Consider the following 16,831-nt stretch of genomic DNA (forward strand, 5'->3'; position numbering starts at 1 on the left):
CACTCCTTCGCCAGGATGTGTGCGCATGTACGTACTTCAATGCACCGCCGTGCGGCTCCACCGGGCGCGGCACGGCCACGACCCGGAATCAGGTGAGAAGCGTGACGGACGCCGTGGGCTCCATCGACATGCCTGATGCCGAGGACGAAGTCCCCGAGTCGAAGAAGACCCGGAAGGGCGGCAAGCGCGGCAAGAAGGGCCCTCTGGGCCGTCTCGCGCTCTTCTACCGCCAGATCATCGCCGAGCTGCGCAAGGTCGTCTGGCCGACGCGCAACCAGCTGACGACGTACACCTCCGTGGTGATCGTGTTCGTGGTCGTCATGATTGGTCTCGTAACCGTGATTGACTTCGGTTTCGCGCGGGTCGTCAAGTACGTCTTCGGCTGATCCACGCGGAGGGCGCCTCATGGGCGCCCCTTTCGCATGTTCCACCCATATGTATCCAGGAAGAAGCAGCCACCGTGTCTGACCCGAACCTGAACGACGCCGTCGAGCCGACGGCGGGCGCCTTCGAGTCCGCCGAGGACGAGCTCGACATCGTCGAGGCGGCGGACGCCGAGGAGCCGGACCAGGCCGAAGCTGCCGACGCCGCCGACGAGGCCCCCGAGGCCGGTGCCGCCGACGAGGACTCCGAGGACGACGCCGAGGAGACCACGGACGCCGCCGACGAGGAGGAGGCCGAGCCGGCCGAGCCCGTCGACCCCGTCACCGCCCTGCGCGAGGAGCTTCGCGGCCTGCCGGGCGAGTGGTACGTCATCCACACGTACGCCGGTTACGAGAAGCGTGTGAAGGCCAACCTGGAGCAGCGCGCCGTCTCGCTGAACGTGGAGGAGTTCATCTATCAGGCCGAGGTGCCTGAGGAGGAAATCGTCCAGATCAAGAACGGCGAGCGCAAGAACGTCCGTCAGAACAAGCTCCCGGGGTACGTCCTGGTGCGTATGGACCTGACGAACGAGTCCTGGGGCGTCGTCCGCAACACCCCCGGCGTCACCGGCTTCGTGGGCAACGCCTACGACCCGTACCCGCTGACCCTGGACGAGATCGTCAAGATGCTCGCGCCGGAGGCCGAGGAGAAGGCCGCCCGCGAGGCCGCCGAGGCCGAGGGCAAGCCGGCCCCGTCCCGCAAGGTCGAGGTCCAGGTCCTGGACTTCGAGGTGGGCGACTCGGTCACCGTCACCGACGGCCCGTTCGCGACGCTGCAGGCGACGATCAACGAGATCAACGCCGACTCGAAGAAGGTCAAGGGCCTCGTCGAGATCTTCGGTCGCGAGACCCCGGTCGAGCTCAGCTTCGACCAGATCCAGAAGAACTAGCGCTTTCCGCTCGCTTCTGGACACATGCCTACCGAGCAGGTCAGACAGGCTGTCGAAGCCGGTCTGACCTGCTCGGTTTTTGGTCGCGCAGCTATACCCGTTATCGTTGTGCGGTATGCCTGCATCCGGATGACCGGATGACGGCGAAAACTCTCACTAGGACCCGGAGAGAGCACATGCCTCCCAAGAAGAAGAAGGTCACGGGGCTTATCAAGCTCCAGATCAACGCCGGTGCGGCCAACCCGGCCCCGCCGGTCGGCCCCGCGCTGGGCCAGCACGGCGTCAACATCATGGAGTTCTGCAAGGCCTACAACGCCGCGACCGAGTCGCAGCGTGGCATGGTCGTGCCGGTGGAGATCACGGTCTACGAGGACCGCTCCTTCACCTTCATCACCAAGACTCCGCCGGCCGCCAAGCTGATCCTCAAGGCCGCGGGTGTGGACAAGGGCTCCGGCGAGCCGCACAAGACCAAGGTCGCCAAGCTGACGGCCGACCAGGTCCGCGAGATCGCCACGACGAAGCTCCCCGACCTGAACGCCAATGACCTCGACGCCGCGTCGAAGATCATCGCCGGCACCGCCCGTTCCATGGGCATCACGGTCGAAGGCTGATTCAGCCCCACCCCCTCAGTGGTAGGACCAAGCGCTGGTCCGCACCACGACTCCACACTCTGAAACCATCAGGAGTAGAAGTGAAGCGCAGCAAGAACCTCCGCGCTGCGGACGCCAAGATCGACCGGGAGCGCCTGTACGCCCCGCTCGAGGCCGTCCGTCTCGCCAAGGACACCGCCTCCACGAAGTTCGACGGCACCGTCGAGGTCGCCTTCCGCCTGGGTGTCGACCCGCGCAAGGCCGACCAGATGGTCCGCGGCACCGTGAACCTCCCGCACGGCACCGGCAAGACCGCCCGGGTCCTGGTCTTCGCGACCGGTGACCGTGCTGCGGCCGCGGAAGCCGCCGGAGCCGACATCGTCGGCTCCGACGAGCTCATCGACGAGGTGGCGAAGGGCCGTCTGGACTTCGACGCCGTCGTCGCGACCCCGGACCTCATGGGCAAGGTCGGCCGCCTCGGCCGCGTGCTCGGTCCGCGTGGTCTGATGCCGAACCCGAAGACCGGCACCGTCACCCCCGACGTCGTGAAGGCTGTCAACGACATCAAGGGCGGCAAGATCGAGTTCCGCGTCGACAAGCACTCGAACCTGCACTTCATCATCGGCAAGGTCTCCTTCGACGAGACCAAGCTGGTGGAGAACTACGCGGCGGCGCTGGAAGAGGTCCTCCGTCTGAAGCCGTCCGCCGCCAAGGGCCGCTACATCAAGAAGGCCGCGCTGGCGACCACGATGGGCCCCGGCATCCCGCTGGACTCCAACCGCACCCGTAACCTCCTCGTCGAGGAGGACCCGGCCGCCGTCTGAGCCCTCGCGCTCGTACGACCGTCGCGTCACGTGTGACATGGGACGGGCCCCGCAACCTTTCGAGGTGCGGGGCTCGTCCTCATTCGTACGTGGACATGACTGTCGGTGCCCCGCTTCGGCGTGGGTCACCGAGATTCGAACGAGGGGTGGAATCGCAGATGGTGAGCAATACCGTACGGCGCGTGGGTCTGTCCGTGGCCGTGGTGGCGGCTCTTACGTCGGTCGCGGCCTGCGGCGGATCGGACGACGGGGGCAAGGCCAAGAGCGGGAGCGGCGGCGACTCGGTGGCGAAGGCGAGCCCGATCGCCGCGCTGATCGCCGTGCAGAAGAAGACCGGCAACGCGCACTCGGCCAAGGTCGAGGGCACCACCACCATGGGCAGCGCGATGTCCATGAAGCAGTCCGGTGTCATGGACTGGTCCGACGGCATCACCGGCACCATGCAGATCACGCAGACCGGCGGCGCCATGGCCGACACCATGGAGCAGCTCGGCAGCGACGGCACGATGGAGGCCCGTTACTTCAAGGACGGGTACGCGGTGGACATGGGCGAGGCCATGTCCCAGCAGACCGGCGGCAAGCGCTGGATCAGCTACAGCTACGACGACCTCGCCCAGATGGGCGGCGCCTCCGGGGCGGCGCTGAAGGAACAGATGGAGAACACCACCCCGGACCAGGGGGTGAAGTCGCTGCTGGCCTCCGGCGACGTGAAGAAGGTCGGCCAGGAGGACGTCCGGGGCGTCTCCGCCACGCACTACTCGGGCACGGTGGACGTCGCCGACCTGACTGCCAAGAACGCCGAGCTCGACGCCGACGAGCTGGCCGCCCTCAAGAAGCAGCTGGCCGACGCCGGGATCACCACGGAGACCGTGGACATCTGGGTCGACGGGAACGACCTGCTCGTGAAGAAGACCGAGCGCGGCCGGATGAAGACCGGCGAGCTGAACTCGACGGTGTTCTACAGCGACTACGGAACCAAGGTCTCGGTCGAGCGTCCGCCGGCCGCCCAGACCGTCGAGTTCACCGAGCTGATGAAGCAGCAGCAGGGGGCCATCGGGGGAGCGGCTTCCTAACCGGATTCCGGCGAGTTCAAACCCCCCGGGCCCACCCGAAGTGGGACGGATTTGCTCGGCGCGACCCCGGTCGCGTAGTCTTTCGCAGAAGCCAAAGACCGCTGGTCGTTGTCTTGAATCCGTGACGGGTTCGAGCAACCGAAGGCTCCGTTGATGCGGACGACCTGCGCAGGTGACTGTGGATAGCTCCCGGACTTCGTTCCGGTCGAGCTACGCCCTGGCGCCTGCGCCGGGGCGTTTCGTCTTTCCGGGCCTTTTGAGCGGTCCTCATCACCCGGAAGGAGGCCGACGCTCATGGCAAGGCCCGACAAGGCTGCAGCGGTAGCCGAGCTCGCGGACCAGTTCCGCAGCTCGAGCGCCGCCGTGCTGACCGAGTACCGGGGTCTCACCGTGGCACAGCTCAAGCAGCTGCGCCGTTCGCTCGGTGAGAACGCCCAGTACGCCGTGGTGAAGAACACGCTGACCAAGATTGCGGCCAACGAGGCCGGGATCGACACGCTGGACGACCTGTTCGCAGGCCCGACGGCGGTTGCCTTCGTCACCGGTGACCCGGTGGAGTCGGCGAAGGGTCTTCGTGACTTCGCCAAGGACAACCCCAACCTCATCATCAAGGGCGGTGTCCTTGACGGTAAGGCGCTGTCCGCCGATGAGATCAAGCAGCTCGCGGACCTCGAGTCCCGCGAGGTTCTGCTCGCCAAGCTGGCCGGTGCCATGAAGGGCAAGCAGACTCAGGCTGCGCAGCTCTTCCAGGCGCTGCCGTCGAAGTTCGTCCGCACCGCGGAAGCGCTTCGCGTCAAGCTCGAGGAGCAGGGCGGTGCCGGTACGCCGGCTCCCGCCGAGGCCGCCGAGTAATTTCGCTCAGCGGTCCAGCGGGCCCCACGTACGCCCGCCGACATATACATCCGGCACCTGCCGAATAGTGGAAGGACGCCTGTCATGGCGAAGCTCAGCCAGGAAGACCTGCTCGCCCAGTTCGAGGAGCTCACCCTCATCGAGCTCTCCGAGTTCGTGAAGGCCTTCGAGGAGAAGTTCGACGTCACCGCCGCCGCGGCCGTCGCCGTCGCGGGCCCGGCCCAGGGTGGCCCGGCTGCCCCGGCCGAGGAGGAGAAGGACGAGTTCGACGTCATCCTCACCGCCGCCGGTGACAAGAAGATCCAGGTCATCAAGGTCGTGCGCGAGCTCACCTCGCTCGGCCTGAAGGAGGCCAAGGACCTCGTCGACGGCGCCCCGAAGCCCGTCGTCGAGAAGGTCGCGAAGGAGGCCGCCGAGAAGGCTGCCGAGTCCCTCAAGGCCGCCGGCGCCTCCGTCGAGGTCAAGTGACCCTGCGAGTCCTCTGACTCCTCAGGACCGCCGTGCCGCGAGGCGCGGTGTCACATCGCGAAAGGCGATCACCCTTACGGGTGATCGCCTTTCGGCGTATCCGTGGCGGGTGCCTTGCCCTTCCCGCGTTGACGAGTATGGTGATCTTTCGCCGTGCGCCTCTCGTGGGGTACGCGACCGTCGTCCGAGGGGCGGCGTCCGCGGGCCTCTGGGGCCGGCCGGGCCGAGGGGGCCTTGACGAACCGCACGAGGCGCGCAATTCTCAAGGCGCGTCGCCGAATCGATCCGAATCCGAGGCATGGATCGATGGTGAAGCGGGCAGTAAAGAAGAGCGCACCTCGCGCAGGGCTAGACATAGGTGTTGAGAACAGCTGTTGAGAGCAACGTGGGTCTCTGAAAACCCCGACTGGACATCAGTGTGGCACTTGGCTACACTGACCCTTTGCGCTGCCTGTTAGCTGCCTCCTGCCCGTCACCAGGGGCATACCCATCTTGTGCACCGTGGACCAGAACATCCCTTACCTGGGATATCTGTCCACCTGTCCAGTTTGGGACCGGTACGCGCGTAGTGAGTCCGAGCCCTCGGAAGGACCCCCTCTTGGCCGCCTCGCGCAACGCCTCGACCGCGAATACGAACAACGGCGCCAGCACCGCCCCGCTGCGCATCTCTTTTGCAAAGATCAAGGAGCCCCTCGAGGTTCCGAACCTCCTCGCGCTGCAGACCGAGAGCTTTGACTGGCTCCTCGGCAACGCCGCCTGGAAGGCTCGCGTCGAGGCTGCTCTGGACAGTGGACAAGACGTCCCCACCAAGTCCGGCCTGGAGGAGATCTTCGAGGAGATCTCGCCGATCGAGGACTTCTCCGGGTCGATGTCGCTTACGTTCCGCGACCACCGCTTCGAGCCCCCGAAGAACTCGATCGACGAGTGCAAGGAGCGCGACTTCACGTTCGCCGCCCCGCTCTTCGTCACGGCCGAGTTCACCAACAACGAGACCGGCGAGATCAAGTCCCAGACGGTCTTCATGGGCGACTTCCCGCTCATGACCAACAAGGGCACCTTCGTCATCAACGGCACCGAGCGTGTCGTCGTGTCGCAGCTGGTCCGCTCGCCGGGTGTCTACTTCGACTCGTCGATCGACAAGACGTCCGACAAGGACATCTTCTCCGCCAAGATCATCCCGTCCCGGGGTGCCTGGCTGGAGATGGAGATCGACAAGCGCGACATGGTCGGTGTCCGCATCGACCGCAAGCGCAAGCAGTCCGTCACCGTCCTCCTGAAGGCTCTCGGCTGGAGCACCGAGCAGATCCTCGAGGAGTTCGGCGAGTACGAGTCCATGCGCGCCACCCTGGAGAAGGACCACACCCAGGGCCAGGACGACGCACTGCTCGACATCTACCGCAAGCTCCGCCCGGGCGAGCCGCCCACCCGCGAGGCCGCTCAGACGCTGCTCGAGAACCTCTACTTCAACCCGAAGCGCTACGACCTCGCGAAGGTCGGCCGCTACAAGGTGAACAAGAAGCTCGGCGCCGACGAGCCGCTGGACGCCGGCGTGCTCACCACCGACGACGTCATCGCGACCATCAAGTACCTGGTCAAGCTGCACGCCGGTGAGACCGAGACGGTGGGCGAGTCCGGCCGTTCGATCGTCGTCGAGACCGACGACATCGACCACTTCGGCAACCGCCGTCTGCGCAACGTCGGCGAGCTCATCCAGAACCAGGTCCGTACGGGTCTGGCCCGCATGGAGCGCGTCGTGCGCGAGCGCATGACGACCCAGGACGTCGAGGCGATCACGCCGCAGACCCTGATCAACATCCGGCCGGTCGTCGCCTCCATCAAGGAGTTCTTCGGCACCAGCCAGCTGTCGCAGTTCATGGACCAGAACAACCCGCTGTCGGGTCTCACCCACAAGCGTCGCCTGTCGGCGCTCGGCCCGGGTGGTCTCTCCCGTGAGCGGGCCGGCTTCGAGGTCCGTGACGTGCACCCGTCCCACTACGGACGCATGTGCCCGATCGAGACCCCCGAAGGCCCGAACATCGGTCTGATCGGTTCGCTCGCCTCGTACGGCCGCGTCAACGCGTTCGGCTTCATCGAGACGCCGTACCGCAAGGTCGTCGACGGCCAGGTCACCGACGAGGTCGACTACATCACGGCCGACGAGGAAGACCGTTTCGTCATCGCCCAGGCGAACGCGACGCTCTCCGACGAGCTGCGCTTCACCGAGCCCCGCGTCCTGGTCCGCCGTCGTGGCGGAGAGGTCGACTACGTGCCCGGCGCCGAGGTCGACTACATGGACGTCTCGCCGCGCCAGATGGTGTCCGTCGCCACCGCGATGATCCCGTTCCTGGAGCACGACGACGCCAACCGTGCCCTCATGGGCGCGAACATGATGCGCCAGGCCGTGCCCCTCATCAAGTCGGAGGCCCCGCTCGTGGGCACCGGCATGGAGTACCGCTGCGCCACCGACGCCGGTGACGTGCTGAAGGCCGAGAAGGACGGTGTGGTCCAGGAGGTCTCCGCGGACTACATCACCGTGACCAACGACGACGGCACGTACACCACGTACCGCATCGCCAAGTTCATGCGCTCCAACCAGGGCACCTCGGTCAACCAGAAGGTCGTCGTCTCCGAGGGCGACCGGGTCATCGAGGGCCAGGTGCTCGCCGACGGTCCGGCCACCGAGAACGGTGAGATGGCGCTCGGCAAGAACCTGCTCGTGGCGTTCATGCCGTGGGAGGGTCACAACTACGAGGACGCGATCATCCTGTCGCAGCGCCTCGTGCAGGACGACGTCCTCTCCTCGATCCACATCGAGGAGCACGAGGTCGACGCCCGTGACACCAAGCTCGGCCCCGAGGAGATCACCCGGGACATCCCGAACGTCTCCGAGGAGGTCCTCGCGGACCTCGACGAGCGCGGCATCATCCGTATCGGTGCCGAGGTCGTCGCCGGCGACATCCTCGTCGGCAAGGTCACGCCCAAGGGTGAGACCGAGCTGACCCCCGAGGAGCGCCTGCTCCGCGCGATCTTCGGTGAGAAGGCGCGCGAGGTGCGCGACACCTCGCTGAAGGTGCCGCACGGTGAGATCGGCAAGGTCATCGGCGTCCGCGTCTTCGACCGCGAAGAAGGCGACGAGCTGCCGCCGGGTGTGAACCAGCTGGTCCGCGTCTACGTCGCGCAGAAGCGCAAGATCACCGACGGTGACAAGCTCGCCGGCCGTCACGGCAACAAGGGCGTCATCTCGAAGATCCTCCCGATCGAGGACATGCCGTTCCTGGAGGACGGCACCCCGGTCGACATCATCCTCAACCCGCTGGGTGTCCCGTCCCGAATGAACCCGGGACAGGTCCTGGAGATCCACCTCGGCTGGCTCGCCAGCCGCGGCTGGGACGTCTCCGGCCTCGGTGACGAGTGGGCCAAGCGCCTGCAGGCCATCGGCGCCGACCAGGTCGCCCCCGGCACCAACGTCGCCACGCCCGTCTTCGACGGTGCGCGCGAGGACGAGATCTCCGGTCTCTTCGATGCCACGATCCCCAACCGCGACGGCGACCGCCTGGTGCAGCCCTCCGGCAAGGCCAAGCTGTTCGACGGCCGCTCCGGCGAGCCGTTCCCGGACCCGGTCTCGGTCGGGTTCATGTACATCCTCAAGCTGCACCACCTGGTCGACGACAAGCTCCACGCCCGCTCGACCGGCCCGTACTCCATGATCACGCAGCAGCCGCTGGGTGGTAAGGCGCAGTTCGGTGGGCAGCGATTCGGCGAGATGGAGGTGTGGGCCCTTGAGGCTTACGGCGCCGCATACGCCCTCCAGGAACTGCTGACGATCAAGTCCGACGACGTCACCGGCCGCGTGAAGGTCTACGAGGCGATCGTCAAGGGCGAGAACATCCCCGAGCCGGGCATTCCCGAGTCCTTCAAGGTGCTCATCAAGGAAATGCAGTCGCTCTGCCTCAACGTGGAGGTGCTGTCCTCGGACGGCATGTCCATCGAGATGCGCGACACGGACGAGGACGTCTTCCGCGCGGCGGAGGAGCTCGGTATCGACCTGTCCCGGCGCGAGCCGAGCAGCGTCGAAGAGGTCTGACGGGTTGGCCGGCCGGATCTCCGTGATCCGGCCGGCTCTCCCCGGACCCGTTCAGACCATTGCTGAAGTGCCCCGATTTCTCGCGTGACGCGAGGGGGCTCGAACCCCCGAAAGAGGGATTGACGACAAGTGCTCGACGTCAACTTCTTCGACGAGCTGCGGATCGGCCTTGCCACCGCGGACGACATCCGGACCTGGTCCCACGGCGAGGTCAAGAAGCCGGAGACCATCAACTACCGCACCCTCAAGCCCGAAAAGGACGGACTCTTCTGCGAGAAGATCTTCGGTCCGACCCGGGACTGGGAGTGCTACTGCGGCAAGTACAAGCGTGTCCGCTTCAAGGGCATCATCTGTGAGCGCTGCGGCGTCGAGGTCACGCGCGCCAAGGTGCGCCGTGAGCGCATGGGCCACATCGAGCTCGCCGCTCCCGTCACCCACATCTGGTACTTCAAGGGCGTCCCGTCGCGCCTGGGCTACCTGCTGGACCTCGCGCCGAAGGACCTCGAGAAGGTCATCTACTTCGCCGCGTACATGATCACGTTCGTGGACGAGGAGCGCCGCACCCGCGACCTCCCGTCGCTGGAGGCGCACGTCTCCGTCGAGCGCCAGCAGGTCGAGAACCGCCGCGACTCCGATCTGGAGAACCGCGCCAAGAAGCTCGAGACCGACCTGGCCGAGCTGGAGGCCGAGGGCGCCAAGGCCGACGTGCGCCGCAAGGTGCGCGAGGGTGCCGAGCGCGAGATGAAGCAGCTGCGCGACCGTGCGCAGCGCGAGATCGACCGCCTCGACGAGGTGTGGAGCCGCTTCAAGAACCTCAAGGTCCAGGACCTGGAGGGCGACGAGCTGCTCTACCGCGAGCTGCGTGACCGCTTCGGCACGTACTTCGACGGCTGCATGGGCGCCGCCGCGCTGCAGAAGCGCCTGGAGTCCTTCGACCTCGACGAGGAGGCCGAGCGCCTCCGCGAGATCATCCGTACCGGCAAGGGCCAGAAGAAGACCCGTGCGCTCAAGCGCCTCAAGGTCGTCTCCGCGTTCCTGCAGACCAGCAACAAGCCCAAGGGCATGGTGCTGGACTGCGTGCCGGTCATCCCGCCGGACCTGCGTCCGATGGTGCAGCTGGACGGTGGCCGCTTCGCGACCTCCGACCTGAACGACCTGTACCGCCGTGTGATCAACCGCAACAACCGCCTCAAGCGTCTCCTCGACCTCGGCGCGCCCGAGATCATCGTGAACAACGAGAAGCGGATGCTGCAGGAGGCCGTCGACGCGCTGTTCGACAACGGCCGCCGCGGTCGCCCGGTCACCGGTCCCGGTAACCGTCCCCTGAAGTCCCTCAGCGACATGCTGAAGGGTAAGCAGGGTCGTTTCCGTCAGAACCTGCTCGGCAAGCGTGTGGATTACTCCGCGCGTTCCGTGATCGTCGTCGGTCCGCAGCTCAAGCTGCACCAGTGCGGTCTGCCGAAGGCGATGGCGCTGGAGCTGTTCAAGCCGTTCGTGATGAAGCGCCTGGTCGACCTGAACCACGCGCAGAACATCAAGTCGGCCAAGCGGATGGTCGAGCGCGGCCGCACCGTGGTGTACGACGTCCTCGAAGAGGTCATCGCCGAGCACCCGGTGCTGCTGAACCGTGCGCCCACCCTGCACCGCCTCGGCATCCAGGCCTTCGAGCCGCAGCTGGTCGAGGGCAAGGCCATCCAGATCCACCCGCTCGTCTGCACCGCGTTCAACGCGGACTTCGACGGTGACCAGATGGCCGTGCACCTGCCGCTGTCCGCGGAGGCGCAGGCCGAGGCCCGCATCCTGATGCTGTCCTCGAACAACATCCTGAAGCCGGCCGACGGCCGTCCGGTCACGATGCCGACCCAGGACATGGTGCTGGGTCTGTTCTTCCTGACCACCGACGGCGAGCTCCGTGACACCAAGGGCGAGGGCCGCGCGTTCGGCTCCACGGCCGAGGCGATCATGGCGTTCGACGCCGGCGAGCTGGCGCTTCAGTCGTCCGTCGACATCCGCTTCCCGGTGGGCACCATCCCGCCGCGTGGCTGGGTGCCGCCGGTCGCCGAGGAGGGCGAGCCCGAGTACCAGCCGGGCGACACCTTCCGGCTGCGGACGAGCCTGGGCCGCGCGCTCTTCAACGAGCTGCTGCCCGAGGACTACCCGTTCGTCGACTACTCGGTCGGCAAGAAGCAGCTCTCCGAGATCGTCAACGACCTCGCCGAGCGCTACCCCAAGGTCATCGTGGCGGCGACGCTCGACAACCTGAAGGCGGCCGGCTTCCACTGGGCGACCCGTTCCGGCGTCACCGTGGCCATCTCCGACGTCGTCGTGCCCGAGGCCAAGAAGGCCATCGTCAAGGGCTACGAGGAGCAGGACGAGAAGGTCCAGAAGCAGTACGAGCGCGGTCTGATCACCAAGGACGAGCGCACGCAGGAGCTCATCGCGATCTGGACCAAGGCGACCAACGAGGTTGCCGAGGCCATGAACGAGAACTTCCCCAAGACGAACCCCATCTTCATGATGGTTGACTCGGGTGCCCGAGGAAACATGATGCAGATGCGTCAGATCGCCGGTATGCGTGGTCTGGTGTCCAACGCCAAGAACGAGACGATTCCGCGTCCCATCAAGGCGTCCTTCCGTGAGGGCCTGACCGTTCTGGAGTACTTCATCTCCACGCACGGTGCCCGTAAGGGTCTGGCGGACACCGCCCTGCGTACCGCCGACTCGGGTTACCTGACCCGTCGTCTGGTGGACGTCTCGCAGGACGTGATCATCCGCGAGGAGGACTGCGGCACCGACCGCGGCCTGAAGCTGAAGATCGCGGTCAAGGGCCACGACGACGTGCTCCGCAAGACGGAGGACGTCGAGACCTCGGTCTACGCCCGCATGCTCGCCGAGGACGTCGTCGTCGACGGCAAGGTCATCGCGCCTGCCAACGTCGACCTCGGTGACGTCCTGATCGACGCCCTGGTGGGCGCCGGCGTCGAGGAGGTCAAGACCCGCTCGGTCCTGACCTGCGAGTCCGCGGTCGGCACCTGTGCCTTCTGCTACGGCCGCTCGCTCGCCACCGGCAAGCTGGTCGACATCGGTGAGGCGGTCGGCATCATCGCCGCCCAGTCCATCGGTGAGCCCGGTACCCAGCTGACGATGCGTACCTTCCACACCGGTGGTGTGGCCGGTGACGACATCACCCAGGGTCTGCCCCGAGTCGTCGAGCTCTTCGAAGCCCGTACGCCCAAGGGTGTCGCCCCGATCTCGGAGTCCGCGGGCCGGGTCCGGATCGAGGAGACCGAGAAGACCAAGAAGATCGTGGTCACGCCGGACGACGGCAGCGACGAGATCCCCTTCCCGATCTCCAAGCGCGCCCGTCTGCTGGTCGGCGAGGGCGACCACGTCGAGGTGGGCCAGAAGCTCACCGTGGGTGCCACCAACCCGCACGACGTGCTGCGCATCCTCGGTCAGCGCGCGGTCCAGGTCCACCTGGTCGGCGAGGTCCAGAAGGTCTACAACTCGCAGGGCGTGTCGATCCACGACAAGCACATCGAGATCATCATCCGGCAGATGCTCCGCCGCGTGACGATCATCGAGTCCGGCGACGCGGAACTGCTGCCGGGCGAGCTCGTCGAGCGCTCGAAGTTCGAGACCGAGAACCGTCGTGTGGTCACCGAGGGCGGTCACCCCGCCTCCGGCCGTCCGCAGCTGATGGGTATCACCAAGGCCTCGCTGGCGACGGAGTCGTGGCTGTCCGCGGCCTCCTTCCAGGAGACGACCAGGGTCCTGACGGACGCGGCGATCAACGCCAAGTCCGACTCCCTGATCGGCCTCAAGGAGAACGTCATCATCGGTAAGCTCATCCCGGCCGGTACGGGCCTGTCCCGCTACCGCAACATCCGGGTCGAGCCGACCGAGGAGGCCAAGGCCGCGATGTACTCGGCCGTCGGCTACGACGACATCGACTACTCGCCGTTCGGCACGGGCTCCGGCCAGGCCGTTCCGCTGGAGGACTACGACTACGGTCCGTACAACCAGTAAGCGAGTCGCTTGATACGACCGGAGGGCGGTCATCCCGTACGCGGGGTGGCCGCCCTCCGGCGTGCGATGCGTCACACCGGTTCGGGTAGGGTGGCAGTGGCTCCGGGGGCCCGAGGGTGCGCTGCGGGGCCCGTACGGGCCCCTGCGGGCGTCCACGCGGGGCCGTGCGGCATCCGTACGGGTCGGGACAAGCCGGGCGGGCGGGCCGGCGGGCCGGGGTGGACGGCATTTGTTTTGACCGGAGTCCGTGAGGTAGGTACGCTCAGACCTTGTGCCTGGGGTGTGCCTGGGCTCGTGTGCGTGTCCTCAACCGCACGGCGAGCCTGTCTTTGGCCACCGTGATCCGTGCTCTTCGTGCCCTCGCGGCAGAAGCTTGCTGGATTCGACACACCCGACCGCGTGGGTCGGTGACGTTCCAGGTTAGTTTCACCGACGGCACACAGAAACCGGAGAAGTAGTGCCTACGATCCAGCAGCTGGTCCGGAAGGGCCGGCAGGACAAGGTCGAGAAGAACAAGACGCCCGCACTGGACGGTTCGCCCCAGCGCCGCGGCGTCTGCACGCGTGTGTTCACGACCACCCCGAAGAAGCCGAACTCCGCCCTCCGGAAGGTCGCGCGTGTGCGTCTGACCTCGGGCATCGAGGTCACGGCCTACATCCCGGGTGAGGGACACAACCTGCAGGAGCACTCCATCGTGCTCGTGCGTGGTGGCCGTGTGAAGGACCTGCCGGGTGTTCGTTACAAGATCATCCGCGGCTCGCTCGACACCCAGGGTGTCAAGAACCGCAAGCAGGCCCGCAGCCGCTACGGCGCCAAGAAGGAGAAGTAAGAATGCCTCGTAAGGGCCCCGCCCCGAAGCGCCCGGTCATCATCGACCCGGTCTACAACTCTCCTCTTGTCACGTCGCTGATCAACAAGATCCTGCTCGACGGCAAGCGTTCCACCGCCGAGCGGATCGTGTACGGCGCCATGGAGGGTCTTCGCGAGAAGACCGGCGCCGACCCGGTCATCACGCTGAAGCGCGCGCTGGAGAACGTCAAGCCCTCGCTCGAGGTCAAGTCCCGCCGTGTCGGTGGCGCCACCTACCAGGTGCCGATCGAGGTCAAGCCCGGTCGCGCCGCCACCCTCGCGCTGCGCTGGGTCGTCGGCTACTCCCGCGCCCGCCGCGAGAAGACGATGACCGAGCGGCTCATGAACGAGCTGCTCGACGCCTCGAACGGTCTTGGCGCTGCCGTCAAGAAGCGTGAGGACACCCACAAGATGGCCGAATCCAACAAGGCCTTCGCGCACTACCGCTGGTAGTCGCTACCCCCATCGAGACCGAGAGAAGACTGAGCCTTATGGCCACCACTTCGCTTGACCTGGCCAAGGTCCGCAATATCGGGATCATGGCCCACATCGACGCGGGCAAGACGACCACCACTGAGCGGATTCTGTTCTACACCGGTCGTTCGTACAAGATCGGCGAGACCCACGAGGGTTCCGCGACGATGGACTGGATGGAGCAGGAGCAGGAGCGCGGCATCACGATCACGTCCGCCGCGACGACCTGCCACTGGCCGCTCAACGATGTTGACCACACCATCAACATCATTGACACCCCGGGTCACGTCGACTTCACCGTCGAGGTGGAGCGTTCGCTCCGCGTCCTCGACGGCGCCGTCACCGTGTTCGACGGTGTGGCGGGCGTCGAGCCGCAGTCCGAGACCGTCTGGCGTCAGGCGGACCGCTACGGCGTGCCGCGTATCTGCTTCGTCAACAAGCTCGACCGCACCGGCGCCGACTTCCTGCGCTGCGTCGGCATGATCGTGGACCGCCTCGGCGCGACCCCGATCGTCATGCAGCTGCCGATCGGCGCGGAGGCCGACTTCACGGGTGTCGTCGACCTCGTGTCGATGCAGGCCTTCGTGTACCCCGAAGAGGCCGCCAAGGGCGAGATGTACAACATCGTCGAGATCCCGGACAACCTCAAGGAGGCCGCCGAGGAATGGCGCGGCAAGCTCCTTGAGTCCGTGGCCGAGAACGACGACGCCATGATGGAGCTGTACCTGGAGGGCACCGAGCCCACCCAGGAGCAGCTGCACGAGGCGATCCGCCGCATCACGCTCGCCTCCCGGGGCGGCGCCGACTCCGTCACCGTCACCCCGGTGTTCTGTGGCACGGCGTTCAAGAACAAGGGCGTCCAGCCCCTGCTCGACGCGGTCGTCCGCTACCTGCCTTCCCCCCTGGACGTCGAGGCCATCGAGGGCCACGACCCCAAGGACGCCGAGGCCGTGATCAAGCGCAAGCCCTCGGACGACGAGCCGTTGTCCGCCCTGGCGTTCAAGATCGCGAGCGACCCGCACCTCGGCAAGCTCACCTTCGTCCGGATCTACTCCGGCCGCCTGGACGCCGGCACCGCGGTGCTGAACTCCGTCAAGGGCAAGAAGGAGCGCATCGGCAAGATCTACCGCATGCACGCGAACAAGCGTGAGGAGATCGACTCGGTGGGCGCCGGCGACATCATCGCCGTCATGGGCCTGAAGCAGACCACCACCGGTGAGACGCTGTGCGACGAGAAGAACCCGGTCATCCTGGAGTCCATGGACTTCCCGGCGCCGGTCATTCAGGTCGCCATCGAGCCCAAGTCCAAGGGTGACCAGGAGAAGCTGGGTGTCGCCATCCAGCGCCTCTCCGAGGAGGACCCGTCCTTCCAGGTGCACTCCGACGAGGAGACCGGCCAGACCATCATCGGTGGTATGGGCGAGCTTCACCTCGAGGTGCTCGTCGACCGCATGAAGCGCGAGTTCCGCGTCGAGGCGAACGTCGGCAAGCCGCAGGTCGCGTACCGCGAGACGATCCGCAAGGCCGTCGAGCGCATCGACTACACGCACAAGAAGCAGACTGGTGGTACCGGCCAGTTCGCGAAGGTGCAGATCGCCATCGAGCCCCTCGAGGGCGGCGACGCGTCCTACGAGTTCGTCAACAAGGTCACCGGTGGCCGCATCCCCCGTGAGTACATCCCCTCGGTGGACGCGGGTGCCCAGGAAGCCATGCAGTTCGGCATCCTGGCCGGTTACGAGATGGTCGGCGTCCGCGTCATCCTTCTCGACGGTGGTTACCACGAGGTCGACTCCTCGGAGCTCGCCTTCAAGATCGCCGGTTCGCAGGCGTTCAAGGAGGGTGCCCGCAAGGCGTCCCCCGTGCTCCTGGAGCCGATGATGGCCGTCGAGGTCACCACGCCCGAGGACTACATGGGCGATGTCATCGGCGACCTCAACTCCCGCCGTGGCCAGATCCAGGCCATGGAGGAGCGCAGCGGCGCTCGCGTCGTGAAGGGCCTCGTGCCCCTCTCGGAGATGTTCGGCTACGTCGGAGACCTCCGCAGCAAGACCTCGGGTCGCGCAAGCTACTCGATGCAGTTCGACTCCTACGCCGAGGTTCCGCGGAACGTCGCCGAGGAGATCATCGCGAAGGCCAAGGGCGAGTAACTCTCCCGAGCTCACGCTTTAGGCTTGTCACCGGAGCCTCGCGGGGCATTCGTCGCAGAACGCAGGTTTCGCGGAGAATGCCCCCGGGGGCCGGCATCCCAGCAAAGATCACCTGGCGCCGATGAAGCA

Annotated in this window: 12 protein-coding genes; all 12 read left to right on the top strand. The window is 66.4% G+C overall.

All coding sequences use genetic code 11. The features are described from left to right. The first annotated feature begins 101 nt into the window (after window positions 1-101). The 12 genes from secE (at window position 102) to fusA (ending at window position 16,702) form a co-directional block, all read left to right on the top strand. Window positions 102-386, top strand: a complete 285-nt coding sequence (gene secE / locus E6P78_RS01870) for a preprotein translocase subunit SecE (RefSeq protein ID WP_136201707.1) — start codon at window positions 102-104, stop codon at window positions 384-386. Window positions 387-460: 74 nt separating this feature from the next. After that, entirely contained in the window at window positions 461-1,312 is an 852-nt protein-coding gene (gene nusG / locus E6P78_RS01875; RefSeq protein ID WP_136201708.1) for a transcription termination/antitermination protein NusG, read from the top strand. A gap of 176 nt (window positions 1,313-1,488) precedes the next feature. Then, complete coding sequence (gene rplK, locus E6P78_RS01880) at window positions 1,489-1,923, top strand: 50S ribosomal protein L11 (protein ID WP_018550660.1); 435 nt, start codon at window positions 1,489-1,491, stop codon at window positions 1,921-1,923. 80 nt (window positions 1,924-2,003) lie between these two features. Further along, window positions 2,004-2,726: a 50S ribosomal protein L1 gene (rplA, locus tag E6P78_RS01885; RefSeq protein WP_136201709.1), complete on the top strand. Its 723-nt coding sequence runs from the start codon at window positions 2,004-2,006 to the stop codon at window positions 2,724-2,726. A gap of 158 nt (window positions 2,727-2,884) precedes the next feature. Further along, entirely contained in the window at window positions 2,885-3,799 is a 915-nt protein-coding gene (locus tag E6P78_RS01890) for a hypothetical protein (RefSeq protein ID WP_136201710.1), read from the top strand. 294 nt (window positions 3,800-4,093) lie between these two features. Next, the gene (gene rplJ / locus E6P78_RS01895; RefSeq protein ID WP_018550657.1) at window positions 4,094-4,651 is read left to right on the top strand and encodes a 50S ribosomal protein L10; all 558 of its coding nucleotides are present in this window, start codon (window positions 4,094-4,096) and stop codon (window positions 4,649-4,651) included. Window positions 4,652-4,735: 84 nt separating this feature from the next. Further along, window positions 4,736-5,119, top strand: coding sequence for a 50S ribosomal protein L7/L12 (gene rplL / locus E6P78_RS01900; RefSeq protein ID WP_136201711.1), 384 nt, complete (start codon window positions 4,736-4,738; stop codon window positions 5,117-5,119). A 598-nt stretch (window positions 5,120-5,717) separates the two neighbouring features. Beyond that, window positions 5,718-9,203 carry a DNA-directed RNA polymerase subunit beta gene (rpoB, locus tag E6P78_RS01910; RefSeq protein ID WP_136201712.1) on the top strand — a complete coding sequence of 1,162 codons (3,486 nt, stop codon included), beginning with the start codon at window positions 5,718-5,720 and terminating at the stop codon, window positions 9,201-9,203. 129 nt (window positions 9,204-9,332) lie between these two features. After that, the gene (locus tag E6P78_RS01915; protein ID WP_136201713.1) at window positions 9,333-13,232 is read left to right on the top strand and encodes a DNA-directed RNA polymerase subunit beta'; all 3,900 of its coding nucleotides are present in this window, start codon (window positions 9,333-9,335) and stop codon (window positions 13,230-13,232) included. A gap of 457 nt (window positions 13,233-13,689) precedes the next feature. Continuing rightward, window positions 13,690-14,061, top strand: coding sequence for a 30S ribosomal protein S12 (gene rpsL / locus E6P78_RS01920; protein WP_007823146.1), 372 nt, complete (start codon window positions 13,690-13,692; stop codon window positions 14,059-14,061). Window positions 14,062-14,063: 2 nt separating this feature from the next. Beyond that, window positions 14,064-14,534 (top strand): 30S ribosomal protein S7, encoded by a 471-nt coding sequence (gene rpsG, locus E6P78_RS01925; protein WP_073964452.1) that lies wholly within the window; start codon window positions 14,064-14,066, stop codon window positions 14,532-14,534. A gap of 38 nt (window positions 14,535-14,572) precedes the next feature. Beyond that, a complete protein-coding gene (gene fusA / locus E6P78_RS01930; protein ID WP_136201714.1) occupies window positions 14,573-16,702 on the top strand; it encodes an elongation factor G in 2,130 nt (709 codons plus the stop codon). Window positions 16,703-16,831: the final 129 nt, after the last annotated feature.

The sequence above is a fragment of the Streptomyces sp. A0958 genome (assembly GCF_004795035.1).
Taxonomy (GTDB): Bacteria; Actinomycetota; Actinomycetes; order Streptomycetales; family Streptomycetaceae; genus Streptomyces.

Bases quoted from the DNA above. Each gene is read 5' to 3' on its own strand.
- rplK (WP_018550660.1), top strand. From the start codon at position 1,489: ATGCCTCCCAAGAAGAAGAAGGTCACGGGGCTTATCAAGCTCCAGATC.
- E6P78_RS01890 (WP_136201710.1), top strand. From the start codon at position 2,885: ATGGTGAGCAATACCGTACGGCGCGTGGGTCTGTCCGTGGCCGTGGTG.
- rplJ (WP_018550657.1), top strand. From the start codon at position 4,094: ATGGCAAGGCCCGACAAGGCTGCAGCGGTAGCCGAGCTCGCGGACCAG.
- rplL (WP_136201711.1), top strand. From the start codon at position 4,736: ATGGCGAAGCTCAGCCAGGAAGACCTGCTCGCCCAGTTCGAGGAGCTC.
- rpsG (WP_073964452.1), top strand. From the start codon at position 14,064: ATGCCTCGTAAGGGCCCCGCCCCGAAGCGCCCGGTCATCATCGACCCG.
- fusA (WP_136201714.1), top strand. From the start codon at position 14,573: ATGGCCACCACTTCGCTTGACCTGGCCAAGGTCCGCAATATCGGGATC.